Raw genomic sequence first — 23,707 nt, forward strand, 5'->3', positions numbered from 1 at the left:
CCGCACGGCGCGCAACCGACCGACGCCCGTACAGGCGGACACACAACGACGCCAGTACTTCGGTGACGTCCCGGACCAGGCCGTCTTCGACCTCGATGTCATCAACGACCACGATCGGCCTCCCGGTCGCCGACAGCGCCGCTCGCAGGTGCTCGAACCCGAACCAGGCCAGGTGATCGCCGTGTTCAACCGCGATCACCGAACACGTCCGGATCGGACAGGAAGCGGGTGAGTTTCACCCACTTCCCGTTCATGCCGGAACCGATCTCGGGCATGTTCCCATCCCGCGCCCACTGCCAGGCGGTCTGGTAACGCACACCATTCCGACGCGCCCACTCCGACAACCTCACACATCCATGATCCCAAAGACACACCTAGGGACACTGATGATTCAGTCAACAGCTCAACACTCCAGCAGGAGCACACAGGACATCAGCCCGCCTCGCTGTCCAGCAGCTCTGCTCCTGGCGATCTGCTAGCGCGTCGGCGTGCTGAGCGGGTTAGGGTGGTCGGGTGACTGCCGGGTTGGCCTTGGGCCGCGCACGAACGGGGCTCCCGGCCTCCGGGTGAGGCCGTCGCGGGCCAGGGGCCCGCCGTTCCCTCCGTGCCTTCGCGATGTATTGGCGCGCCTCGCGCGCCTGTTCATGAGAACCCACTCCGGAGAGGAACCCTCGTTTTGCCATCCCAGCCTTCCGGCGGCGTGCGCCTCGACCACACCGTCGTGTTCGCCACCGACCGCGCCGCGTCCGCGCGCTTCCTCGCCTCGATCCTCGGCCTTGAGGTCGGCGCCCCCTTCGGGCCCTTCCTGCCGCTCGACCTGGGCAACGGCGTCACGCTCGACTACTACACGCACACGGACGGCCCCATCCAGCCGCAGCACTACGCCTTCCTCGTCCCCGCCGACGACTTCCCCGTGATGATCGCCCGCCTGGAGGCCGCGCACGTCACCTACTACGCGGACCCGTCCCACACCCTCCCCGACCAGACCAACACCCTCTTCGGCGGCCGGGGCGCCTACTTCGACGACCCCGACGGCCACAACATGGAGATCCTCACCCACCCCTACGTCCGCCCCTGACGCGCTGACGCCCTGACCGGCAGGCCCCCTCCCCACGGAGGGGGCCTTTCTTTCTGGGCAAAAGGGGCCAACGCCGAGAATGTCGCAATCCATTGTTTTTGTGGGCTGATCCTGCTGGATATCTGCAATGTCGGGTGTAGGTGAATTATGTGGATCTTTCACCAACCCCCTGAGAATTGTCGGACCCCATCGCTAACTTCTGTCGCATTCCTTCACCGAGTCCCGACGCGCTCAACGCGCTATTCCGCGACAGACCCGCGTTCGCGCTGGAACTGCTGCACGACCTGTGCGGCGTGAACGTCCCCATGACGGCCATGGCCCGGATCGAGTCCAACGACCTCAACACCCGGCACCGACGAAAAGGTCGTCCGTGCATTCCTCCGTTACATCAGCGCCCTGCCCGAATCCGACGGGCAGGCTTACACTGAACGCTGCTGGAACATCGTCCCGTAGGCCGTCAAAACCCTCATGGAGAACCTCATGAAAACGGACGAATTCCCCCTTTCTACCCCCTGGGCCCGGGAAGGCTTCAGCAAAGGTCAGGCCGAGGCGGTGCTCCTGGTGCTGGAGGGGCGCGGAATCGAGGTGCCCGAAGACGTCAGGGCCCGGATCCTCGCCGTCAGCGAGCCTGAGATCGTGCGGCCGTGGGTGCGGCGGGCGGGCACGGTCGCGTCGGCCGAAGAGATCTTCGGCTGACGGACGGCGCGGGCTTGACTTGAAGTTCGGTTGAGCTTCTAGCGTGGGGATCTCCGTGAGCTTGAGGAAGGGGAACGGAGATGGCCACTGCCAGTGCGCCCGAGCACTATCGGGAGTCGGTGATCCCGCACATCGCGGTCGAGGGGGCCGACGCGGCGATCGCGTTCTATGAGCGGGCGTTCGGGGCCACCGAGCTGTTCCGGCTGCTGGACGCGGACGGGCGCGTCGGGCACGCCGAGATCAGCGTCGCGGGCTCGACGCTGATGCTGTCCGACGCGGGCCCGCCGTTCGGCGCGCCGCGGCCGGGGAGCCCGACCGTGGGGCTGCACGTCTACGTCGACGACGTGGACGCGCTCGTCGAGCGGGCGGTCGCCGCCGGGGCGCGGCTCGACCAGGCGCCCAAGGACATGGACTACGGGGCCCGCTGCGCGATCCTCACCGACCCGTTCCACCACCTCTGGGTGTTCCTCACCCCGATCTTCTGACCCGGCGCCCGGCAGCCCGTGCGGTGCTCCGCGCGGGCCGCCCGGCGTCAGCCGAGCGCGTGCGCCATCGCGACGACGACCGGGCCGAGCAGCGGCAGCACAACGTTGGCCAGCGCGTACACGATCGTGTACGACATGAGCGGCGTGGCGTTGCCCGCGACCCCCTGGACGGCGGTGATCGCGGGCGTGGAGCACTGCTGGCCCGCCACCGCGCCGAGCGTGAGCGGCGCGGGCAGGCGCATGAACCGCCAGGCGACGACGAGCGAGATCGTCGCCGGGATCAGCGTCATGAGGACGCCGGTGACGGGCAGGGCGAAGCCGAACTTGCGGATGAGCTCCACCGCCTGCGGCCCGGACGAGAGGCCGACCGCGCAGATGAAGGTGGCCAGGCCGAGGTCCTTGATGACGGACGCGGCGGCCGGGTCGTACTGCCCGAACGTCGGGTGTTTGGCGCGGATCCACCCGAACAGCAGCCCGGACAGGAGGCAGCCGCCGCCCGTCCCGAGGGAGAGCGGCACCGCGCCGAGCGGGATCTCGATCTTGCCGATGAGGAAGCCGAGCACCACGCCGACCGCGAGGAACACAAAGTCGGCCTTGACGCCGGTGTCCAGCCGGAAGCCGATCACGCGGGCGTAGCCGGCGACGTCCGGGCGGGCCCCGACGAGCCGCACCACGTCGCCCCGGTTCACCTGGGTGTCGGGGCTCATCGGGAGCTGCTGGTCCACCCGGGACACCCCGGTCAGGAACACCCCGTGCGCGCCGGGCGGGACGTGTTCTTTCAACTCACGCAGGGTGACGCCGCCCCGCACCTGTTCGGTGACGAGCACCTGCGCGACGTCCAGGTCGAAGTCCATCTCCCGCGCGGGCACCTCGGGCCCGATCGCGTGGTCGGCCCCCACGAGCGCCGCACGCGGCCCCAGGAGCAGCAGCACGTCACCGGTGCGCACCTGGGTGTCGGGGGTGAGCGGGAGCCGCTGTCCGCGCCGTTTGGCCCGTTCGACGGTCGTGTTCTCGCCGAGCATGCTCTCGATCTCCGCGACGGTGCGTCCGTCGGCGGCCGAGACGAGGTGGGTCCGGCCGACGAGGTCGGGGAGCGCCCGTGCGCGCGCGGGGTCCTCGGCGCCGCCGCCGATCTTCTTCCACAGCTTGTCGGCCTCCGCGCGCAGGTCGATCCGCATGAGCGCGGGCGCGATCTGGCTGGTGAGCAGGACGATGGTGATGAGCCCGCAGATGTAGGAGATCGAGTAGGCGGTGCCGACGTTGCCCTGGAGCTGCTGGATCTGCTGCGGCGGCAGGTCGAGCCGGCCGATCGCGTCGGTCGCGGTGCCGACGACGGCGGACTCGGTGGCGCCGCCGCCCATGAGCCCGGCCGCGGTGCCGACGTCCAGGCCGAGCAGTTTGACGGCGATCGCGGTGATGATCAGGAGGCAGGCGACCTCGATCAGCGGGAAGACGCCGTAGCGGAGGCTTCTGCGGTTCAGGCTGGCGAAGAACGACGGGCCGCTGATGAACCCGAGCGTGTAGATGAACAGGGCGAACGCGATGTTCTTCACCTGGTCGTTGAGGGTGACCTTGCCCGCCATGCCCACGAGGATCGCGACGATGAGGGTGCCTGCGATGCCGCCGAGCGAGAGTCGCCACACCTTGACCCTGCCGACGGCGTAGCCGAGCGCGAGGCAGAGGAACAGCGCGATCTCGGGGGAGCCCTGGAGCAGCGAGCGGAACCAGCTCACGCGCGCTCCCGCTTCTCGAACTCGGCGAGGTAGCCGCGGGCCGCCTCGGCGAGCCAGGCGCCGATCCGCTCGTAGGACGTGAGCGGGAGGTTGGCCAGGGAGACGCGCAGCGACCACTGGGGCCCGTCGAAGCCGCCGCCCGGAAGCAGCACGACGGAGTGCTTCTCGGCGAGGCGGAACAGGATGTCCACGGGCTCGTAGGAGTCCTGGAGCCAGCGGGTGAACTCCTCGCCGTGCGTCCTGCGCGCCCAGGAGAGGAGGTCGATCTCGACGTAGTAGCGGGCGGCGTCGGGGTCGGCGGGCGGGTGGACGCCGAGCCCGTCCGTGAGCGCCTTGAAGCGCCGTGCGATGAGGTCCTGGCAGTGCTTCTTGTAGGAGTCCTCGGTGTCCAGGAGGGACGCGAGGGCGAACAGCGTCATCTGCACCTGTTGGGGCAGTGAGAGGCCCGCGGTGTGGTTGAGGGCCACCATGCGCGAGTCGGCCACGAGCCGGTCCACGAACCGCAGCTTGTCGGGCTCCAGGGTGAGCGACGAGTACCGTTCGGCCAGCTCGTGTTTGTCGTCGAGGGGGAGTTCGGCGAGCTTCTCGTCGAAGACGTTGTCCCGGTTGACGGCGATGACGCCGAGCCGCCATCCGGTCGCGCCGAAGTACTTGGAGAACGAGTAGACACCGAGGGTGTTACGCGGCAGGACCGACATGAGGGACTCGAACCCGTTGACGAACGTGCCGTACACGTCGTCGGTGATGATCGCGAGGTCCGGGTTGTCGGTTTCCACGATCTCGGCGATCTTCGTCCGGGTGTCGGGCGGCAGCATCACGGACGGCGGATTCGACGGGTTCACCAGGAAGAGCGCCTTGATCGACGGGTCGCGGAGTCTGTCCAGCTCGGTGTCCTCGTACTGCCACAGGTGCAGCCCCTCGTGGGTGCGTTTCGCCGCCTTGAGCTCGATCACGTCGAATCCGAACTCGGTGAGCCGGGGGATCTCCAGGTAAGGGGTAAAAATCGGGACCATCAGCGCGATCCGGTCGCCGGGGTGGAGGATCCGGTTCACGACGGCCGACCTGAACACGTAGCACATGGCGGCGGTCCCGCCCTCGGTGGCGAACAGGTCGTACGGCCTGGCGGGCTCCCGTCCCGCGCACATCTCCCGCACCAGGTAGGCGTGCACGATCCTCTCGGCGTGCGCGAGCATCCGGGGCGGCGTCGGGTAGGTGTCGCCGATGAACCCGTCGGCCAGCTCGTGCACAAAGGCGTCGGCGTCGAACCCGAGCGTGTCCCGGCCGTAGGCGACGGACGCGCTGAGCAGGGCGGCCCCCGGCGCGTCACGGTGCTCGTCCAGGTAGGCGGCGAACCTACCGGCGATCCCGTCGCGTCCCGGCATCCCGGCCAGGCCGTCGCCCTCGTGCCAGGCGCGCCGGGCCTCCGCCAGCGCGAAGCCGCCGAGCAGCACAAAGGCATCGCGTGGCGCGGTGGCGATCCAGTTGGGGTTTCCCCGGCCCGCGTTGAGGAGCGCGGCGGCGCTCTTGCGGTCGCCCTCCTCGGCGAGCCCGATGAGTGTGTCTTTCAGCTCGAACGGGCTCAGCTCCTCAAGCCGCCGCTCCCGGTCCCTGCTGACGCCGTCGCCCTTGTTCGCCATCCGGTACCCCCGTGATCCGTGCCCGCACCCACCGAGGGGTTCCTCTCCCGGGGACCGGCGGCTCACCGGCAAGGCCGGGTCAAGCTCCGGCAGGGCGGCCGCACAGGGCCGGGTAGCCTGGCTGTGCGGGCGCCGCGTTTTGATATTGAAGCCATGGTCCGGAACGTGACATGCTTCCGGGCAACGGCCTCCTGCCGCCCCCTTGATGGAGGTGCCGATTTGACGACCGAGTGGAATTCGGGACCGCGACCCGGTGACGGGCCGGTCCAGGCGCGGCGATCCCTCGTGCAGTGAGGACCTGAAAGCCAAACCAGCGCACCTGTCGGGAAGCCGCGTCAAAGGCGCGAGCGCGACTGCCACGACGGTCCGACCCCCGAAAGGGGAACACATGCAGACTCGGGCAGCGATCCTGTGGGAACAGAACGCGGCGTGGAGCGTCGAGGACATCGAGCTCGACGACCCGAAGGCCGGCGAGGTCAAGATCAAACTGACGGCCTCGGGCCTCTGCCACTCCGACGAGCACCTCGTCACCGGTGACATGGTCCTCGGCCCGGAGATCTCCGAGCTGATGGGCGTCCAGCAGTTCCCGATCATCGGCGGGCACGAGGGCGCGGGTGAGGTGGTCGAGGTCGGTCCCGGCGTGACCACCCTGAAGGAGGGCGATCACGTCGTCCTGTCCTTCATCCCGGCCTGCGGGCGCTGCCCGTCGTGCGCGCGCGGCCGGCAGCACCTCTGCGACCTGGGCATGTACATCCTGGCCGGGCGCCAGATCACCGACATGACCGCGCGGCACCACTCCCTTGACGGGACGGATCTGGGCATCATGGCCTGCACCGGGACGTTCGCCCCGTACACCGTGGTGAGCGAGACGTCCTGCGTCAAGATCGACGACTGGATCCCGCTGGACAAGGCGGCGCTCGTCGGCTGCGGCGTCACCACCGGCTGGGGCTCGGCCGTGAACGCCGCCGACGTCAGGGCGGGGGAGACGGTCGTCGTCATCGGGCTCGGCGGCATCGGCATGAACGCCGTCCAGGGCGCGGCGCTCGCGGGCGCCCGGCACGTCCTGGCCGTCGACCTCGTCGACTGGAAGCGGGACCGGGCGCTGGAGTTCGGCGCCACGCACACCGCCGCCTCGATCGAGGAGGCCATGGCGAAGGTCGGCGAGCTGACGTGGGGGGCGATGGCCGACAAGGCGATCCTCACCACCTCGGTGGCCACCGGCGATCTCATCGGCCCGCTGATGGGCATGGTCGCCAAGGGCGGCCGGGGCGTCGTCACGGCGGTCGCGCCGATCCTGCAGGAGGACGTCAAGCTCAACCTGTTCGACCTGTCGATGCAGCGCAAGGAACTCGTCGGCTGCATCTTCGGCAACGCCAACCCGCGCCGCGACATCCCGCGCCTGCTCCGCCTCTACGAGGAGGGCAGGCTGAAGCTGGACGAGCTCGTCACCAACACCTACAGCCTCGACGAGGTCAACCAGGGCTACGAGGACATGCGCAACGGCAAGAACATCCGGGGCGTCATCACCTACTGACGCTCTCCAGGGGCCCGGCCATTCGGCCGGGCCCCTCCTCAGGCCGTCTCAGGCGGTGGTGCGCAGGTCGCGGGCGCGGAAGGCGCGCAGCGCGGCGAGGGTGAGGGCGGCGGCGAGGGCCAGCAGGACGGCCAGCGCGGGGGGGTTGACGGGTTCGAGCGGGTACTGGCAGGTGTGGGCGAAGGGCGAGAGGGCGGCGGCGGCTTCGGGGAGGCCGAGCAGATCGCCGAAGTAGCCCGTGACGAGGCCGTAGGCGGGCAGCGCCCAGGCGGCGGGCAGGGCGCCCGGCACGGCCCCGTACAGGAGCGCGGAGACGGCCAGGACGAACCAGACGGCAGGGGTGTGCGCGAGGTGGCCCAGCGCGGTGTCGAGGACCAGGCCCGGGTCGTCGGCGCTGAGCGCGGCGCCCGCGCCGGTGGCCAGGCCCGCGACGAGCAGCAGCCACGGCACGGCGAGCGCGGCGACGGCGAGGTGCCCGCCGAGCCACGCGGTCCTGCCGACGGCGGTGGCCAGCACGGGCTCGGCGCGGCCCGACGTCTCCTCGGCCCGCACCGCCTGGACGGCGAGGACGGCGAACACCGACACGAGGAGCGCCATCGTCAGGCCCATCAGCCCGAGGTAGCCGCGCAGCAGGTTCGCGGCGCCGCCCAGGAGGGCGAGGACGTCGGCGGGCGCGTCGGCGAACCCCTCGACCAGGGGCCGGGTGAACGCGCCGTAGGCGGCGCCCGCGACGAGCAGGGCGAGGGTCCAGCCGAGCAGGCTCGCGCGCTGGAGCCGGAAGGCGAGGGTGAGCGGGTCGCGGAGCCAGCCGGGCGCGTGCGCCCGGCCGGGGCGCGGCGGGATGAGCCCGGCGTCGAGGTCACGGCGTCCGGCGAGCCGGTAGGCGAGCGCGACGGACGCGGCGGTGAAGGCGAGCGAAAGCCCGAGCGGCCACCAACGGTCGTGCACGTACGGCGCCGTCTGCTGTGACCAGCCCAGTGGCGACGCCCACGACAGCCGGGACAGGCCGCCGCCCTGGGTGGAGGCGGCGTCGCCCAGCGCGCGCAGCACAAACGCCGCCCCGAGCACCGCGCCCGCCGTCGCCGACCCGGCGCGCGGATACGCCGAGAGCTGGACGGCGACCGCGCCGACCCCGGCGAACACCAGCCCGACCGCGCCCACCGACGCGCCGAACAGCACCGACCCGGCGGCGTCGAAGCCGGACCTCAGCAGCACCGCCGCGATGAGCGCCGCCACCGCGAGGCTCATCGCCGCGGTGAGCGCCAGCGCGGCGGTGAGCTGCGCGGACCGGCCGACGACCCCGGCGCGCACCAGCTCGGCCCGGCCCGCGCGCTCCTCGGCGCGGGTGTGCCGGGTGACGGTCAGGAGTCCCATCAGCCCTGCGGCGACCAGGAGGGTCAGGAGGTACTCCCCGGCGATGAACCGCTCGACGGTGAGTTCGCTTTCGCCGAAGGAGGGCCCGCCGAAGAGCGCGCCCGCAGGGCTGTCGAGATACCCACGGAAGCTCTCCAGATCTTCCGGGGCGGCGAAGACGGTGCGTACGGCGGAGCTGAAGTACGCCATGAGCAGGGCGAGCCCGAGCGTCCAGCCGGGCAGCCTGATCCTGTCGCGGCGCAGGAGGAAGCGCAGGAGGGTGCCGGTGCCGGTGAGGGTCGCGGCGGTGCTCACGGGGCGGCCCCCTCGGGGACGCCCGCGAGTTCGTCGCCGTAGTGGCGGAGCAGGAGCTGTTCCAGCGTCGGCGGGCGTGCGGTGAGCGCCCGGACGCCCAGCGCGCCGAGCCCGCGCACCGCGGCGTCCAGGTGCGCGCCGTCCACGTCGAACCTGACCTCGCCGTCCTCCATCCGGAACCCGTGCACACCGGGCAGCGCGGCGAGCCCGGACGCGTCCCGCTCGGTCGTCGCGGCGACCGTCGTCCGGGTGAGGTGGCGCAGGTCGGCGAGGGTGCCGGTCTCCACGACCCTGCCGTGCCTGATGATCGACACCTCGTCGGCGAGCGTCTCGACCTGGGCGAGGATGTGGCTGGACAGCAGCACGGTGCGGCCCGCCGCCTTGGCCTCGCGGATGCACTCCTGGAAGACGGCCTCCATGAGCGGGTCGAGGCCGGAGGTCGGCTCGTCGAGGATGAGCAGGTCGACGTCAGCGGCGAGCGCCGCCACAAGCGCCACCTTCTGGCGGTTGCCCTTGGAGTAGGTGCGGCCCTTCTTGGTGGGGTCGAGGTCGAAGCGTTGGCACAGCTCGTCCCTACGGGCCGCGTCGGCGCCACCACGCAGCCGCGAAAGCAGATCGATCGCCTCCCCGCCGGACAGGTTCGGCCACAGCTCGACGTCGCCCGGCACGTAGGCGAGCCTGCGGTGCAGCGCGACGGCGTCCGCCCAGGGGTCGCCGCCGAGCAGCCTGACGTGCCCCGCGTCGGCGCGCAGCACGCCGAGCAGCACCCGAATGGTCGTGGATTTTCCGGCGCCGTTGGGGCCGAGGAAGCCGTGGACGTGGCCGGGGCGCACGGACAGGTCGAGCCCGTCGAGCGCCGTCGCCTTGCCGAAGGACTTGCGCAGCCCCCGGACGTCGATGGCAGGGGTCATGATTCCGCCTCGCTAGAACTGGAGCTGGAGCTTGAGGTGTCGGGTAGTTGGGAGAGGTACTCCTCCAGGAGCGCGGGGTTGGTGTACAGCCCCTCGGCGTACACCTCCAGCATGGGCACCATCGTCTCGGTGACGAAGGCGTTCAGGCCGCGCGCGAAGGCGTCCGGCTCGGCGTACTCGGGGTGCAGCGTGAGCCACAGGACCATCGAGCCCGCCGCCTGGTAGGAGAGCATCCGGGAGCGGGCCACGGGGTCGCGGCTCGGCCTGATCACACCGGCGGCGACGCCCGCCTCCAGGTAGGCGGTGGAGTCGGCTATCAGCTGCTCCATGAAGGCGCGAGCGAGGTCGCCGCCTTCCCGGAGGCTGCGCAGGATGTAGGCGGTCATCGGCGCGAAGCCCTCGATCTCGGCGAGGCGGGCGATGAGGCCCGCCGCCGTGCCGTCCGTCGCCGACCTGTGCTTCTCGGCGGCCAACGCCGCCAGCACGTGCGCGTCGCAGGCGGCGCGCAGCCTGTCCTTGCCGCCGAAGTAGTGGATCACCAGCGCGGGGGAGACCCCGGCGTCGGCGGCGATCGCCCTGATCCCGACCCCGAAGCCGTCCCGCCCGAACCTGTCGACGGCGGCGTCCAGGATCCGCGCCGCCGTCCGGTCGCCCTCGCCCGTCCCGCTCATGGTACCGATTAAACGCTTGTTTAATAGCGGAGCGCAACCCCGACCGGCCAACCAAGACCCTTGACGAACAGCCAGCCCCACCCCGGCGAAAGCGAACGCGCTCAGGGGCCGGTGGCTGAGAAGACCGGTGGTTCGCCGGCGCGGAGCAGCAGCCGGGCCCAGTGCGTCAAGATCATCATGTCCGGGCGCGCGTCCGGATCGTCGAGGTCGCGGCCGGTCAGGTCGGTGATCCGGCGCAGCCGGTAGCGGACCGTCTGGCTGTGCAGCGAGAGCCGCTGCGCCGTCGCCGTCGCGTTGTTGCCGCAGGCCAGGTAGGCGGCGAGCGTGTCGAGCAGCGGGAGCGCCCGGTCGGGCGGCAGGTCCAGCAGCGGCCCGAGCAGCCGCGCCCCGGTGAGCGCGACGAGGTCGTCGGCGGCGGAGGCGGCGAGCGTCGCGAGGTGGTCGGTGCAGCGGGTCAGCGGCCGGGCGGGCAGCACGCCGCGCTCCACCAGCGTGACGGCCTGCCGGGCCCACCGGAACGAGACCGGCCCGCCCGTGACGGGCACGGTCGGCCCGAGCACCGCGATCCGCCGTCCGGTGAGCTGGGCGAGCCGCAGGTCGGCGCCGGGGCTGTCCGGGTCGGGCAGCACCAGGTAGGGGACGGGCGCGTCCCAGTCGGCGAGCACGTCGGGCGGGATGATGCGCGGCCGGATCCGCGCGTCGGGGAACAGCGCGACGACGGCGAGGGCGCGCGGCACGGTCCAGCCGGCCGCCGCCGCGTAACGGGTGACGAGGTCGGGGCGCGGCGTCGTGACGAGCGCGTCCCGCAGCCGCGCCCGGTGCCCGCCCAGGTCGGCGCCCTGGCTCGCGCGCTGCCTCGCGTGGCCGCGCGCGGCGGCGTCGGCGGCCTCGGACTCCAGCCGGAACAGCGCGTCGGTGAGGCCGGTGAGCGTATCGCGCGGCCAGCCGAGCCGGTAGGAGTCGGCGATGAGGCGGCGGCACGCGACCCGCCCGCCGACCCGCAGCGCCTCCCGCAGCGGTTCGAGGCCGTGCCCCCGCGCGGCGGCCTCGGCGCCGAGCGCGGCGTACAGGTCGGTGAGGGCGGTGCCCGCGCCGCCGCCGTCGAGCGCGTCCAGGAAGCACGCGGTGGTGGCGCTGACGGCCCGGTGGAGGGTGTCCTCGCCGTCGTCCTCCACGTACTCCGGGACGTGTGCCCTGATCTCCCGCTCGATCTCCGCGACGGCGGCCCCGGCGTGCGGCCGGAGCCGGGCGGCGACGGCGCGCGGTGGCGCTGACATGGGGCTCCTTCCGGACGCGGACGCGCGGCGGCGGCCGGCGGGAGACCGGCACCACAGTAAGCACCGCGCCGCCCCCGCCGATCAACTCACCCCCGTGACAGACCGGACGCTCGGGCACTCATCCGGTGCAGAAGTCACGGCGGCACTGACAAGACAGGCACGGAAATTCGGCGCACGACGGACTAAGCCGAAAAGGGTCCGCTTACGCAGACTTCCTCTCACCTTCCCACCCCGATGAGAGGAATCCCACAATGAGGAGCACGTTCGGACGCCGTCTGCGCGTCCTGGCCGCGGTGACGGCGTTCGCCGCGGTCGTCCTGCCCGTGGCGCCCGCGACGGCCGAAGGCGCAGGGCACAGGCGCGGCCCCGATCCCACCGAGGCGACCCTGACAGCCAAGACGGGCCCTTACGCGACGGCGAAGACGGTCTTCACCGGGCCCGGCTTCACCAAGGCCATCGCCTACTACCCGAAGACGACACGGGAAGGGCGGTTCGGCGCCGTCACCATGATCGGCGGCTTCCTCAACAACGCCGCGCAGTTCGAGTTCTACGGCCCCCGCATCGCCTCCCAGGGCTTTGTCGTCGCCGTCATGGAGCCGAAGTCGATCTTCGAGGGGCCGACGGTCCGGGCCGACGAGAAGCTCGCGCTGCTCGACCACCTCGTGAAGCGCAGCCCCGTCAGGGACAGGGTGGACCCGGCGAGACTCGCCGTCATGGGCTACTCGTTCGGCGGCGGCGCCACCCTGCACGTCGCCAAGGAGCGGCCCGACCTGAAGGCCGCCGTCGCGATCGAGCCGTGGGAGGTGGTGTCCCCTTCGACGTTCGAAAGCAACACGGTGCCGCAGCTCGTCATCAGCGGTGACCTCGACGTCGTCGCGCCGACCGCCACGATGGGCGAGCCGTACTACCGCGGCCTGAAGAACGTGAAGAACAAGGCGTTCCTCGAACTGAAGGACGCGCACCACTTCACGCCGCTCGACCACGACGACCGGATCTTCCGCTACTCCGTCGCCTGGCTCAAGCGGTACGTGGACGGCGACACCCGCTACGACCGGTTCTTCTGCCCGGCCACCGGGAACTCGATCGCCGGAGTCAAGCACTACGAGGCGGTCTGCCCGGCCGGATGACCCCGCCCCGCACCCCCGGCCCCGCGCGGACACCGTCCGGCGGGGCCCCCGCGCGCCCGCGACTGGTAGTTTGTGGCGCTCGGCGGGGACCGGGAGGAAGCGTGCGCTATCGCCTGATCGGCGGGGGCCTGTCCGACGAGACGACGGCGGCCGTCCTCAAGGTGCTCCGCGAGCACAACGCCGACGTGGCGCGGGAGAGCGCCCGCGAGATCGCGGCGCAGGTGCCCGAGTACGCGCGCCCGCACGACCCCCGGTACCACGAGACGCTCGTGCTGATGTGCGAGTGGTCGAACGCCCAGTTCCTCGACCTCATCGAGGACGACGAGGCGCCCGTGGAGGAGATGCTCGCGTTCTTCCGCGAGATCGGCGAGGGGGAGGCCCTGGAGGGCCGTCCGCCCGAGCTGTGGGAGACGGGCTTCCGGATCGGCACCGGCGTCGCGTTCCGCAGGTTCACCGAGATCGCCATGACGGTGCCCGGCATCACGCCCGCCGTGATCGGCCGCGTCGCGGAGAAGGTCCTCGGCTTCCAGAACACGATCATGGTGGCGCTGCACGAGGGCCACGCCAAGGCGGGGCCGGAGGGACGGCGCAAGGAACTCCGCCGCCGCCTCGTGGACCTCCTGCTCGGCCCGGACCCGGAGCAGGAGGCGGTGCACGACCTCGCCGTGCGGGTCGGCTGGCCGGTGCCCGCGACCGCCGCCGTCGTCACGCTGCGCCGCCGCGACCCGGACTCGCCGCTGCCCCCGCGCGTCCCCACCGACGCGCTGTCCGGGCTGCACCTGCCCGAGCCCTGCCTGATCGTGCCCGACCCGGACGGGCCCGGCCGCCGCGCGTCCCTGACCCGCGCCCTGGCCGACTGGACGGCGGCGCTGGGGCCGACCCGGCCGATCACGGCGCTGGCCGACTCGCACCGGTGGGCGGGCCGCGCGCTCTCACTCGTCGCGCGGGGTCTGATCCCGGCGGACACCCCTGTGATCGCGCTCGATCATGTGCCTCTGCTTCTCATAGCGGAGGAACCCGCTTTGCTGGCCGAGTTGGCGGCGTCCCGGCTCGCGCCGCTGGAGAGCGTCCGTCCCAGGCAGCGGGACACCCTTGCCCGCACGCTCCTCGCCCTCCTGGAGACCGGCTTCCAGCCACAGGAGGCGGCCGCCCGCCTTACCGTCCACCACCAGACCGTCCGCTACCGCATCCGGACCATCGACTCGCTCTTCGGGCCCGAGATCCGCGACCCCGACCACCGCCTCGAATACCACCTCGCCCTCCACCACCACCTCATGACCGAGCGCCCCGACCAGTAGGGCGGGCGCCTCACACGTCCGACCAGCGGACGGCTGTCCGTAGGATGAGCCGCATGTCTAAGGTCCTCGGCGAGCTGCCGGTCGGTGAACGTGTCGGCATCGCCTTCTCCGGCGGGTTGGACACCTCCGTCGCGGTCGCGTGGATGCGCGAGCGCGGCGCCGTCCCCTACGCCTACACCGCCGACGTCGGCCAGTACGACGAACCGGACCTCGACGCCGTGCCGTCCCGCGCCCTCGCCTACGGGGCGGCGAAGGCGCGGCTGGTCGACTGCCGCGCCCAGCTCGTCGAGGAGGGCCTGGCGGCGCTCGCCTGCGGCGCGTTCCACATCAGGTCGGCCGGGCAGACGTACTTCAACACGACGCCCCTGGGCCGCGCCGTCGTCGGCACCCTCCTGGTGCAGGCGATGCACGAGGACGACGTCTCCATCTGGGGCGACGGCTCGACCTTCAAGGGCAACGACATCGAGCGGTTCTACCGGTACGGGCTGCTGGCCAACCCCGGGCTGCGGATCTACAAGCCGTGGCTGGACCGGGCGTTCGTCGCGGAGCTCGGCGGCCGGCACGAGATGTCCACCTGGCTCGCCGAACGCGACCTGCCCTACCGGGACCCCACCGAGAAGGCGTACTCCACCGACGCGAACCTGTGGGGCGCCACCCACGAGGCCAAGCGGCTGGAGCACCTGGACGCGTCCATGGAGATCGTGTCGCCGATCATGGGCGTGGCGTTCTGGGACCCGGAGGTGGACATCCCGGCCGAGGACGTCACCGTCGAGTTCGAGCACGGCCGTCCGGTGCGGATCAATGGAGTGGCGTTCGCCTCCGCCGTCGAGCTGGTGCGGGAGGCCAACGCGATCGGCGGACGGCACGGGCTCGGCATGTCCGACCAGATCGAGAACCGCGTCATCGAGGCCAAGAGCCGGGGCGTCTACGAGGCGCCCGGGATGGCTCTCCTGCACCTGGCTTACGAGCGGCTGCTGAACGCCGTCCACAACGAGGACACCGTGGCCACCTACCACGTCGACGGGCGCAGGCTGGGCCGTCTCCTCTACGAGGGCCGCTGGTTCGACCCGCAGGCCCTGATGCTCCGCGAGGGACTGCACCGCTGGGTCGGCTACCCCGTCACGGGCGGCGTCACCGTCCGGCTGCGCCGGGGCCAGGACTACTCCATCCTCGACACCCAGGGCCCGCACCTCTCCTACCACCCGGACAAGCTCTCCATGGAGCGCACCCAGAACCCCGCGTTCAGCCCCGACGACCGCATCGGCCAGCTCACCATGCGCAACCTGGACATCGCCGACTCCCGCAGCAAACTGGAGCAGTACACCGCCCAAACCCACCCGGCCCCGCTCACCACCCTCCTGGGCCAACTCTCCCCGGGCGGCGCCCCCACCATCGCCACCTCCGACAACCCCCCCAGCACCCCCACCCCCTTGGACCACGCGGCCCTGGAGTCCGGCACCGACTGAGCGGGAGCGGGGTCATCTGCCTGGCCGACCAACGGCTCCTGACGTGCGGGGTGCCCCGCCCCCGGGACGGTGCGGTAGTCCCGGGGGACGGGGCGGTCCGGGCCGGACGGGCGCGAATCGGCCGGCGTCGGACGATCAGGGGGTCGGGGTCAGGGTGGTGCGGAGGCGGCGGAACTCGGCGGGGCGACCGGCGGCCACGGCGCCGACCGGGCGGCCCGCCTGGTGGGCGACGGCGGTGAAATCGAAGGTCGTGGGGTCGCCGTCGATCCGCAGGTCGTCGGGCGAGGTGGGGTCGCCGCAGATCTGGAGGGTGACGTCGTACTGGTTGGTCCACGACCAGGGGAGCGCCCGGTAGGGGCTGCCGCCGTCCAGGAGGGCGGCGGCGACAGCGGCACCGTGGTCCTGCGCGTGGCTCCAGTGCTCGCCCCTCACGAGGCCGCCTCCTGACGGGTAACGTGCCACGTCGCCCGCCGCGTGGACGCCCGGCATCGAGGTGCGCCCGTACGCGTCCACGACGATCCCGTCCTCAACGCGCAGCCCGGCCCGTTCGGCGAGCTCGGTGCGCGGCCTGGTGCCGACCGCGACGAGGACCGTGTCGGCCAGCCACGACCTGCCGTCCCCGTCGTGGAGCGCGACCCTGCCGTCGGCGAGCGGCGACGCGCCGCGCAGCGCCACCCGCGTGTGCACCGCGACGCCGCGCGCCCGGTGCAGCGCCGTGACGGCCTCGGACAGCTCCGCTGGGAGCACCCGCGCCAGCGGCCGCGCCCCCGCCTCCAGCACGGTCACCTCGCAGCCGAGTTGACGCGCCGTCGCCGCGACCTCAAGCCCGACGAGCCCGGCCCCGACGACGACGAGCGACGCCCCCGGCACGAGCCGCGCCCGCAACGCCTCGGCGTCCGCCAGCGACCGCAACGCCACCACCGGCCCGTCCGCCTCCGACAGCCAGGGGAGGGGTCGGGGGCTGCTTCCGGTGGCCAGGAGAAGACGGTCGTAGGGGAGGGGCGCCCGGCCGTCTTCGAAGGAGACGGTGTCCGTGTCGAAGGTGCTTATCCGGGTGCCGGTGAGGAGTTCGATGTTCTCGGACTCCCAGGCCGCAGCGGATTTCAGCCAGATCCGACCTGTCTGGGCGGGATCGCGAAGAACGTCCTTGGACAGGGCCGGACGGCGGTAGGGGAGGTGGGGTTCTTCGCCGACGAGCACGACGCGGCCGTCGAAGCCCTCCTTGCGCAGGGTGAGGGCGGCCGTCGCACCGGCCACCCCCGTCCCCGCGATGACGATCGTGCGGACGTCAGGCACGGGCCGCCTCGGCCATCTGGAAGTCGGACTTGGCGGCGCCGCAGTCCGGGCAGGACCAGTCGTCGGGGATGTCGGCCCACCGGGTGCCGGGCGCGATGCCCTCGTCGGGCCACCCTTCGGCCTCGTCGTAGACGAACCCGCACACGAGGCACTCCCACACCTTGTACTCGCTCACTTGGCCTCCTCGAAGTCGGGCTTCTCGCGGACCCCGCAGTCGGGGCAGCACCATGTCTCAGGGATGTCCGCCCAGGGCGTCCCGGCGGGGAATCCCTCACGCGGGGCCCCCACGGATTCGTCGTAAGCGAAGTCGCAGACAGGGCACACGTACGTGGTCACGCGGCGGCCCCGTACCTGCCCAGGACGCGGGAGCGGCGGGACGGCTGGATGTTGGCGAGCGTCACGTCGCCGGCGTAGTGCGCGAGCACCCTGCCGTCCATGACGCGGCGCCAGAGCGGCGGGAAGTAGGCGAGCACGATCATCGTGGCGTAGCCGGACGGCAGTTCGGGTGCCTCGTCGAAGTGCCGGAGCGCCTGGTAGCGGCGGGTGGGGTTGGCGTGGTGGTCGCTGTGCCGCTGCAGGTGGTAGAGCAGCACGTTGGAGGCGATGTTGTTGCTGTTCCAGCTGTGCCGGGGCGTGCAGCGCTCGTAGCGGCCGCTGTCCAGGCGCTGCCGGAGCAGGCCGTAGTGCTCCAGGTAGTTGACGACCTCAAGGAGGGAGAACCCGAAGACCGCCTGCACCAGGAGGTACGGGAGGATCGCCGGTCCGAAGCCGAGCGTGAGCGCGCCGTACAGGACGAGCGTCATGAGCCACGCGTTGACGACGTCGTTGCGCGGGGTCCAGGGGCCGCGTCCGGTGCGGGCCAGCCGTGCCTTCTCCAGCTCCCAGCCGGACCGGAAGCTGCCCCAGACGCTGCGCGGCAGGAACGCCCAGAACGTCTCGCCGAGCCGGGAGCTGGCGGGGTCCTCGGGGGTGGCGACGCGGACGTGGTGGCCGCGGTTGTGCTCGATGTAGAAGTGGCCGTAGGCCGTCTGCGCGAGGGCGATCTTGGAGAGCCAGCGCTCCAACTCGTCCTTCTTGTGGCCGAGTTCGTGCGCGGTGTTGATGCCGAACCCGCCGACGACGCCGATCGTCAGCGCGAACCCGATCTTGTCGGCGACCGAGTAGGCGGACGACGTCCACACCAGGCAGCCCAGGATCAGCCCCGCGTACTGCAGTGGCAGGAACAGGTACGTACACCACCTGTAGTACTTCTGCTCCTCCAGCCAGGCCAGGACGCTCTCCGGCGGGTTCGCGGAGTCCTTGCCGATGAGCTGGTCGAGGATCGGGAAGAGCCCGAACAGCAGGATCATCCCCGACCACCAGAAGACGCCGAGCCCCGTCCCCTCGACGAGCCCCCACGAGAGGAACGGGAAGCTCGGGACGAACAGGCCGAGCAGCCACAGGTACTTCTTCGGGTCCCGCCAGGTCGTCTCCGACCCGCGTCCGGCACTGACCGCAGCCATGCGCCTCTCCTTACACTTTTTGAGGATCTGTCCGGAAAATAGACACTTCATGGTTAGAGTGTCAAGAGTCTGGACGGATCGCTATGCTGGGGGAGCGATGACGCGCTACCGAGAATCCGTGAGATCGCTGCTCCGCGAGCGGCTCCTCGACGCCGCCTACGAGCGGGTCACCGTGGACGGCTGGAGCAGGCTCCGCATGTCGCACATCGCCGCCACGGCGGGCGTCAGCAGGCAGACGGTCTATTCCGAGTTCGGCACCAGGGACGCCATCGGCCAGGCCCTCGTCATGCGCGAGGTCGACCGCTTCCTCCTGGGCGTCCAGGAGCAGTTCGACGCCCACCGTTCCGATCCCCACGCCGCCGTAGAGGCCGCCGTCCTCTTCACCCTGCGGACGGCGGCCGACAACCCCCTGGTGAAAAGCATCCTCACCAGCTCACGCGGCGGCGACGACGATCTCATCGCCCACCTCACCACCCGCTCCGAGCCCCTGCTCGACACGGCGACGACGATGCTCGACGCCTACGGCGCCGACGCCTGGCCCGAGATCGACCCGGAGTCCCGAGCCCTCGCCGTCGAAACCGTCGTCCGCCTCACCGTCAGCCACATCGTCCAACCCACCCTCCCCCCCGACCTCACCGCCACCCGCCTAGCCCGCATCCTCTCCCGCATAGCCCTCCTCCCCGACCCCCACCAATCCTGAAATTCCCGAAACCCCCGGATCTGTCCGGAGCTGCCCGGTAGCATCGCCGTCACCCACGAGGGTTCCCGATCGCCTCCCCCGGAGTGACGCAGCATGTCCCAGACCTCCCGAACCGGTTTCCGTGTGCCTTTCGGCCGGACGGGCAACGCGTGAATCCGCTCGGCGCGCCCGAGGAGCCGCCCCCTCGCATCAAGACCCCCTACGGGGACATGCCGGACTTCGCCAAGCTGTTCGTGGTCCCCACCTGCGCGTGCGGCGACGAGGACTGTGAGATCTGCGCGGAAGCGTGGCTCACGCCGCGTACCGCCCTGGTGCTTCACGCGGTGCTGGAACTCCTGGCCGACGAGGTGTACGACGATGTCGGCGACCACGGGAGCGAAGCCGTGGACGAGGACGAGTTCTGGAGGGTTCTCGGCGAGCTTCCGGAACTCACCTGGGGGCAGGACGCGGAGTGGCGGCGGAGGTTCGCCAGGTCCTGTGACGACCTCGCCGGGGATCTCGCGCGCGGGCGGTGGCCGGTGCCGCGGTGCCCGGCCGAGGAGATGGCGCTGCACCTCGCGCTGGCGCGGGCGCCCGGACAGCTCGAACTCGAAGAGGACGCCGACGAGGACGACGGCGAAGCCGGTTCCCTGTCCGCGCTCCCCGAACATCCGGGGGACCACGACTGGAACCTCTGGTCGGACTGCCTCTTCGAGGACCACGACATTCTGATGCTGTTCGACGTGCGGTTCGCCGGCGTCCAGAATCCGGGCAACGCGCTCAACCAGTCGTTCGGGGTCGGCGATCTGCGGCCCGAGGCGTGGTTCCGCGCCTTCTACGGCGGGTCGTCGCCGCGCGACCCGTCGCGGGGCTTCCGGCGCTGACGCCCGCGCCCCGCCAGGACCCCGGGGCTCAGTTCGGGGTGGTGGTGATGGCGGTGTCGAGGAGGGCTAGGAGGACGGATTTTACGGAGGCGCGGTTTCGGGCGTCGCAGGGGACGAGGGGGATGTGGGTGGGGAGGCCGAGGGCTTCGCGGATCTCGGCGAGGTCGAAGTGTTTGGCGTCGGGGAACTGGTTGACGCCGACGGCGAAGGGGATGCCCATGTCCTCGAAGAAGTCCAGGGACGGGTAGCACTGGTCGACGCGGCGGGTGTCGACCAGGACGACGGCGCCGATCGCGCCCTCGATGAGGTCGTCCCACAGGAAGGCGAACCGCTCCTGGCCGGGCGTGCCGAACAGGTAGAGGACCAGGGAACGGTCCAGGGTGATGCGGCCGAAGTCGAACGCCACGGTTGTTGTCGTCTTCCGCTCGACGCCTGTCGTGTCGTCGATGCCGACGGCCGCGTCGGTCATCGCCGCCTCGGTGGTCAACGGCTCGATCTCCGAGATCGCGCCGACAAAAGTGGTCTTCCCGACACCGAACCCACCCGAGATGATGATCTTCGCCGACAGCGGAGAGACGGCGACGGAAGCAGACGGTTCAGAGGGCGCGGACGCCATCACGGATCCTCTCCAGCAGTTCCCTGGACCGCAGGTCGTGCGGGCCCAGCGGGTCATGGACGGTGACGAGCCGCTCGGCGGCGAGGTCGGCGATGAGGACCCGGACGACGCCGACGGGCGCGCCGAGCCGGCCGGCGACCTCCGCCACCGAGACGGGCCGCTGGCACAGCCGGACGATCTGGCGGCGCTCGAACGTGAGCGGCGCGGACAGCGCGGCGGGCGCGGCGCTGATGAGCTGCTCCACCCTGAGCCGTTCGTCCACGGGACGGGTCCGGCCGCCCGTCACGATGAACGGCCTGACGATCGAGCCGGGTTCGTCCAGGGCGTCGTCCGTAGGCACGGCGACGGTAGGCGAGCCGGGTAGGACGGCGCGGCGCGGCTCCTCCCGGATCTCGACCATGCGCGGGTCGGGCAGCCGCGGCCCGGTGTCGTCCCAGCCGTTCACCGCAGTGCCTCGTGCTTGAGCTGGGCGACGATCTGCGGGGTGAGGAGCGCGCCGAACCTGTCGCACAGGAGGGCGATCTCGTGGCCGACGAGCCCGAGGTCGCACTGGGAGGTCGCGACGACGCCCAGGCAGCTCCCGTCGGAGATGGACGAGACGAGCAGGAAGCCCCGCCGCATCTCGACCATGACGAGTTTCATCCCGTCGAACCCGTACTGGCGGGACGCGCTGCGGGCGAGGCTCGTCATGCCGGAGACGATCGCGGCGAGCCGTTCGGCGCCCTTGCGGTCGAGCCCCTCGGACCTGGCCATGAGGAGCCCGTCGGAGGAGACGGCGACGGCGTCGGCGACCCCGTCCGTGCCGCGCACGAAGTTGGCGAGCAGCCAGGTGAACGACTGCACGTCGGAGACGGTCTGTGTCATGGGTCGGTTCTCCCTTGGTGACCGGTGTCGCGCTGGTCGGTGTCGCGTTGGTGTTCGGCCCGCTGGTAGCCGGCCCGGAAGCTGTCGAGCATGGACTTGACCTCGCCGGGCGTCCGGTCGGCGGCGGGCGGCGGCGCGGCGGACGGTTCGGGCGGGGTGCGGCGGTGGCCGCCGGGACTGCGCGGCGGCCGTTTGGCGAGCCCGCCCGCCGTCCGCCCGGCGGGCGCGGCCGAGGGCGGCGCGAACCGCCCCGCGACGGCCCTGTCGACGGGCGGCGCCGCCCCGACGAGCGCGGGTTCCGGCTCGGGCCGCGCCTCGGGTGCGGTGAGCATCGCGCCGGGAAGCACGATCCGCGCGGTGACGCCGTTCAGCGGCGACTCGTGCAGCCACACCCGCACGCCGAGCCGGGCCGCGAGCCTGCCGACGACGTAGTGTCCGAGGTCGCGGGTAGGCTGCATCAGGAAGCTCTGCTGCCCCCGGAGCCGCGCGTTGGCCTCGGCGAGCGCGTCGGGCGTCATGCCGATGCCCTGGTCGACGATCGCGATGTGGTACTCGGTGCCGGTGGCCCGCGCCGAAACCTCGACCTCGTGGTCGGGCGGCGAGAACGACAGCGCGTTCTCCACGAGTTCGGCGAGCAGGTGTGAGATCTCGGCGGCGACGGTGCCGCGCACCAGGCCGTCGTCGACCCGGCGCAGCACGACCCGCCGGTAGTCCTCGACCTCGGCGAACGCCGACCGCAGGATGTCGCCGACGGGGATCGAGCCGCTCCACCGGCGCGGGCTGTGCTCGCCGACGAGCACGAGCAGCGATTCGGCGTTGCGCCGCATCCGGGTGGCGAGGTGGTCGAGTTCGAAGAGGTTCGCGAGCTGGTTCGGGTCGGTCTCCTCCTTCTCCAGGGCGGAGATGAACCCGAGCTGGCGGCGCACCAGGTTCTGGTTGCGACGGCCCAGGTTGGCGAGCGACTCGGCGGTGTTGCGCCGCATCACGGCCTGTTCGACGGCGAGCCGGACGGCCGTCTCCTGGAGGTTGTCGAGGGCGGCGGCGACCTCCGCGAACTCGTCGTCCCGCCTGGCCAGCGTGGACGTCGTGTGGTCGAGGACGACGCCGCCGGGGTCGTCGGCGGCCTGGATCTCCGCGACGGCCCCGGGCAGCCGCCGTTCGGCCGCGTCGTGTGCCTCGGCGGTGAGCATCCGCAGCGGCCTGATGATCGACCGGAACGTCATGAGGCCGAGCCCGGACGCCGCGAGCAGCATCACCGCCGCCCCGCCCGCGTACAGGAAGAGGGTGGTCCGCGCCTCGGATTTGACCTCGGTGGCGCGGTCTCGGATGGCGTCGGCGACGGTCCGCTGCACCTCGTGGAGGCCGTCGATGAACACGGTTGCCGCGTTCCACCAGTTCTCCGGTGTGACGTTGAGGCGTTTGGCGGTCGGGTTGGCCAGCGCCCGCTGTTCCAGCGCGAGCATGGTGGTGGCCTGCGGGCTGCGCTGCGCGGCGGAGAACGCCTGCGCCCACGCCGGTTCGGCGACCCTGACGAACTCCGCGAACGCGGCGATCCGGGCGGCCCGGATCTCGGCGACGAGCGTGTACTCGCCCTTGCTGAAGAAACCCGTCGCGAAGACGCCGTTCATGGAGCCGCGCTCCTGGGCCGTCGCCTCCTTGCCCGCGCTCAGCGCGCGCAGGGCGGCCAGGCCGGCGCGCAGCCTCGGGTCGTCCTGGCCGACGCCGCCCGCGAACGCCGCGCCGTCGAGCGCGGAGATCGCGTCGGTGTAGAAGGCGAACACCTCGGCCTTGGTGGTCTGGCCCGCGTCGACGGCGCTGCGCGTCGGGGCGAGCCGCTCGGACGTGGCGAGCGCGGCGCGGATCCGGACGGCGTCGGCCGAGCCGGTGCCGACGAGCAGCGCGTCGAGCGAGGCACGTGCCGTGTCCGACGCGGTGCGCACCTGGTCGAGCTGGTCGCGGTAGCCCGTCTCGCCGCCGACGAGGCCGACGCTGAGCCCGCGTTCACGCTGCAACGAGTGCACCAGCTCCTGCGCCGACAGGACGAGCTCGACGTTCCCGGCCGTCGCCTCCGCGTCCCTGGCGACGCCGAGCTGGCCGAACACCCCGACGGCGGCGAGCACGACGAGCAGCAGCGTCGGCACCGCGAGGATCACCGCGATCCGCGCCCGGATGGTGCGCAGCCCGCCCGCGCGCCGCTTCCGCCCGGCCCCGTCGGACGCCCCCGGCAGGACCGGCGTCCCGGCGGGCGGCGTCGCCCCGGCCCGTCGCCGCCCGCTCATCGCCGT

The 23,707-nt window shown here is 71.7% G+C and carries 23 protein-coding genes and 1 pseudogene; 9 read left to right on the plus strand and 15 right to left on the minus strand.

Annotation, left to right across the window (positions count from 1 at the left end; genetic code table 11):
- A pseudogene (locus LO762_RS04790) lies at positions 1-350 on the minus strand (IS607 family transposase); the annotation flags it as partial.
- A gap of 326 nt (positions 351-676) precedes the next feature.
- Here LO762_RS04790 and LO762_RS04795 point away from each other — a divergent pair.
- The 3 genes from LO762_RS04795 to LO762_RS04805 all read left to right on the plus strand — a co-directional run bounded on the left by LO762_RS04795 (position 677) and on the right by LO762_RS04805 (position 2,259).
- Complete coding sequence (locus tag LO762_RS04795) at positions 677-1,078, plus strand: VOC family protein (protein ID WP_230612865.1); 402 nt, start codon at positions 677-679, stop codon at positions 1,076-1,078.
- Between the two features lie 480 nt (positions 1,079-1,558).
- Positions 1,559-1,774, plus strand: a complete 216-nt coding sequence (locus LO762_RS04800; protein WP_230612866.1) for a hypothetical protein — start codon at positions 1,559-1,561, stop codon at positions 1,772-1,774.
- A gap of 80 nt (positions 1,775-1,854) precedes the next feature.
- Positions 1,855-2,259 (plus strand): glyoxalase/bleomycin resistance/extradiol dioxygenase family protein, encoded by a 405-nt coding sequence (locus tag LO762_RS04805; RefSeq protein WP_230612867.1) that lies wholly within the window; start codon positions 1,855-1,857, stop codon positions 2,257-2,259.
- A gap of 47 nt (positions 2,260-2,306) precedes the next feature.
- Here the strand turns inward: LO762_RS04805 and aspT are convergent, their stop codons facing one another.
- Together aspT and LO762_RS04815 are read right to left on the minus strand one after the other, a co-directional pair.
- Complete coding sequence (gene aspT, locus LO762_RS04810) at positions 2,307-3,992, minus strand: aspartate-alanine antiporter (protein WP_230612868.1); 1,686 nt, start codon at positions 3,990-3,992, stop codon at positions 2,307-2,309.
- Entirely contained in the window at positions 3,989-5,629 is a 1,641-nt protein-coding gene (locus LO762_RS04815) for a bifunctional aspartate transaminase/aspartate 4-decarboxylase (protein WP_230612869.1), read from the minus strand. The genes aspT and LO762_RS04815 overlap by 4 nt, the downstream gene beginning before the upstream one ends.
- 388 nt (positions 5,630-6,017) lie before the next feature.
- Here LO762_RS04815 and LO762_RS04820 point away from each other — a divergent pair, with 388 nt between their 5' ends.
- A complete protein-coding gene (locus LO762_RS04820) occupies positions 6,018-7,163 on the plus strand; it encodes an NDMA-dependent alcohol dehydrogenase (protein WP_230612871.1) in 1,146 nt (381 codons plus the stop codon).
- Positions 7,164-7,211: 48 nt separating this feature from the next.
- Here the strand turns inward: LO762_RS04820 and LO762_RS04825 are convergent, their stop codons facing one another.
- The 4 genes from LO762_RS04825 to LO762_RS04840 all read right to left on the minus strand — a co-directional run bounded on the left by LO762_RS04825 (position 7,212) and on the right by LO762_RS04840 (position 11,690).
- Positions 7,212-8,831, minus strand: coding sequence for an ABC transporter permease (locus LO762_RS04825; RefSeq protein WP_230612873.1), 1,620 nt, complete (start codon positions 8,829-8,831; stop codon positions 7,212-7,214).
- Entirely contained in the window at positions 8,828-9,742 is a 915-nt protein-coding gene (locus tag LO762_RS04830) for an ABC transporter ATP-binding protein (protein WP_230612875.1), read from the minus strand. The genes LO762_RS04825 and LO762_RS04830 overlap by 4 nt, the downstream gene beginning before the upstream one ends.
- Positions 9,739-10,413, minus strand: a complete 675-nt coding sequence (locus LO762_RS04835) for a TetR/AcrR family transcriptional regulator (protein WP_230612876.1) — start codon at positions 10,411-10,413, stop codon at positions 9,739-9,741. Before LO762_RS04835 ends, LO762_RS04830 begins: the two co-directional genes overlap by 4 nt.
- 101 nt (positions 10,414-10,514) lie before the next feature.
- On the minus strand, positions 10,515-11,690 hold the full coding sequence (locus tag LO762_RS04840) for a CdaR family transcriptional regulator (protein WP_230612878.1): 1,176 nt from the start codon (positions 11,688-11,690) through the stop codon (positions 10,515-10,517).
- Positions 11,691-11,941: 251 nt separating this feature from the next.
- On the opposite strand from LO762_RS04840, the gene LO762_RS04845 reads away from it, so the two are divergent.
- From LO762_RS04845 to argG, 3 genes are all read left to right on the plus strand, one after another.
- Positions 11,942-12,817 carry a dienelactone hydrolase family protein gene (locus LO762_RS04845; RefSeq protein WP_230612880.1) on the plus strand — a complete coding sequence of 292 codons (876 nt, stop codon included), beginning with the start codon at positions 11,942-11,944 and terminating at the stop codon, positions 12,815-12,817.
- A 101-nt stretch (positions 12,818-12,918) separates the two neighbouring features.
- Positions 12,919-14,115 carry a helix-turn-helix domain-containing protein gene (locus tag LO762_RS33355; protein ID WP_230612881.1) on the plus strand — a complete coding sequence of 399 codons (1,197 nt, stop codon included), beginning with the start codon at positions 12,919-12,921 and terminating at the stop codon, positions 14,113-14,115.
- 53 nt (positions 14,116-14,168) lie between these two features.
- Entirely contained in the window at positions 14,169-15,581 is a 1,413-nt protein-coding gene (gene argG, locus LO762_RS04855) for an argininosuccinate synthase (RefSeq protein WP_230612883.1), read from the plus strand.
- A 135-nt stretch (positions 15,582-15,716) separates the two neighbouring features.
- On the opposite strand, the gene LO762_RS04860 is transcribed toward argG, so the two are convergent.
- From LO762_RS04860 to LO762_RS04875, 4 genes are read right to left on the minus strand one after another with little or no spacing between them, the layout of a single operon-like run.
- Complete coding sequence (locus LO762_RS04860) at positions 15,717-16,877, minus strand: FAD-dependent oxidoreductase (RefSeq protein ID WP_230612885.1); 1,161 nt, start codon at positions 16,875-16,877, stop codon at positions 15,717-15,719.
- Positions 16,870-17,052 (minus strand): rubredoxin, encoded by a 183-nt coding sequence (locus tag LO762_RS04865; protein ID WP_230612886.1) that lies wholly within the window; start codon positions 17,050-17,052, stop codon positions 16,870-16,872. The genes LO762_RS04860 and LO762_RS04865 overlap by 8 nt, the downstream gene beginning before the upstream one ends.
- Positions 17,049-17,213 (minus strand): rubredoxin, encoded by a 165-nt coding sequence (locus LO762_RS33360; protein ID WP_230612887.1) that lies wholly within the window; start codon positions 17,211-17,213, stop codon positions 17,049-17,051. The genes LO762_RS04865 and LO762_RS33360 overlap by 4 nt, the downstream gene beginning before the upstream one ends.
- On the minus strand, positions 17,210-18,379 hold the full coding sequence (locus LO762_RS04875; protein ID WP_230612889.1) for an alkane 1-monooxygenase: 1,170 nt from the start codon (positions 18,377-18,379) through the stop codon (positions 17,210-17,212). The genes LO762_RS33360 and LO762_RS04875 overlap by 4 nt, the downstream gene beginning before the upstream one ends.
- Before the next feature lie 118 nt (positions 18,380-18,497).
- Here LO762_RS04875 and LO762_RS04880 point away from each other — a divergent pair, with 118 nt between their 5' ends.
- Positions 18,498-19,079, plus strand: coding sequence for a TetR family transcriptional regulator (locus LO762_RS04880; protein WP_230612892.1), 582 nt, complete (start codon positions 18,498-18,500; stop codon positions 19,077-19,079).
- A gap of 149 nt (positions 19,080-19,228) precedes the next feature.
- A complete protein-coding gene (locus tag LO762_RS04885) occupies positions 19,229-19,942 on the plus strand; it encodes a hypothetical protein (protein WP_230612895.1) in 714 nt (237 codons plus the stop codon).
- Between the two features lie 28 nt (positions 19,943-19,970).
- Here LO762_RS04885 and LO762_RS04890 read toward each other — a convergent pair whose 3' ends face one another.
- The 4 genes from LO762_RS04890 to LO762_RS04905 are packed head-to-tail and all read right to left on the minus strand — an operon-like array spanning position 19,971 to position 23,701.
- Positions 19,971-20,558 carry an ATP/GTP-binding protein gene (locus LO762_RS04890; protein WP_230612897.1) on the minus strand — a complete coding sequence of 196 codons (588 nt, stop codon included), beginning with the start codon at positions 20,556-20,558 and terminating at the stop codon, positions 19,971-19,973.
- Entirely contained in the window at positions 20,539-21,003 is a 465-nt protein-coding gene (locus tag LO762_RS04895; protein ID WP_230612899.1) for a DUF742 domain-containing protein, read from the minus strand. Before LO762_RS04895 ends, LO762_RS04890 begins: the two co-directional genes overlap by 20 nt.
- The gene (locus tag LO762_RS04900) at positions 21,000-21,422 is read right to left on the minus strand and encodes a roadblock/LC7 domain-containing protein (protein WP_230612900.1); all 423 of its coding nucleotides are present in this window, start codon (positions 21,420-21,422) and stop codon (positions 21,000-21,002) included. The genes LO762_RS04895 and LO762_RS04900 overlap by 4 nt, the downstream gene beginning before the upstream one ends.
- Positions 21,419-23,701: a nitrate- and nitrite sensing domain-containing protein gene (locus LO762_RS04905; RefSeq protein ID WP_230612901.1), complete on the minus strand. Its 2,283-nt coding sequence runs from the start codon at positions 23,699-23,701 to the stop codon at positions 21,419-21,421. The genes LO762_RS04900 and LO762_RS04905 overlap by 4 nt, the downstream gene beginning before the upstream one ends.
- Between the last annotated feature and the right edge of the window lie 6 nt (positions 23,702-23,707).

The sequence above is a fragment of the Actinocorallia sp. API 0066 genome, from assembly GCF_020991275.1.
Lineage (GTDB): Bacteria > Actinomycetota > Actinomycetes > Streptosporangiales > Streptosporangiaceae > Actinocorallia.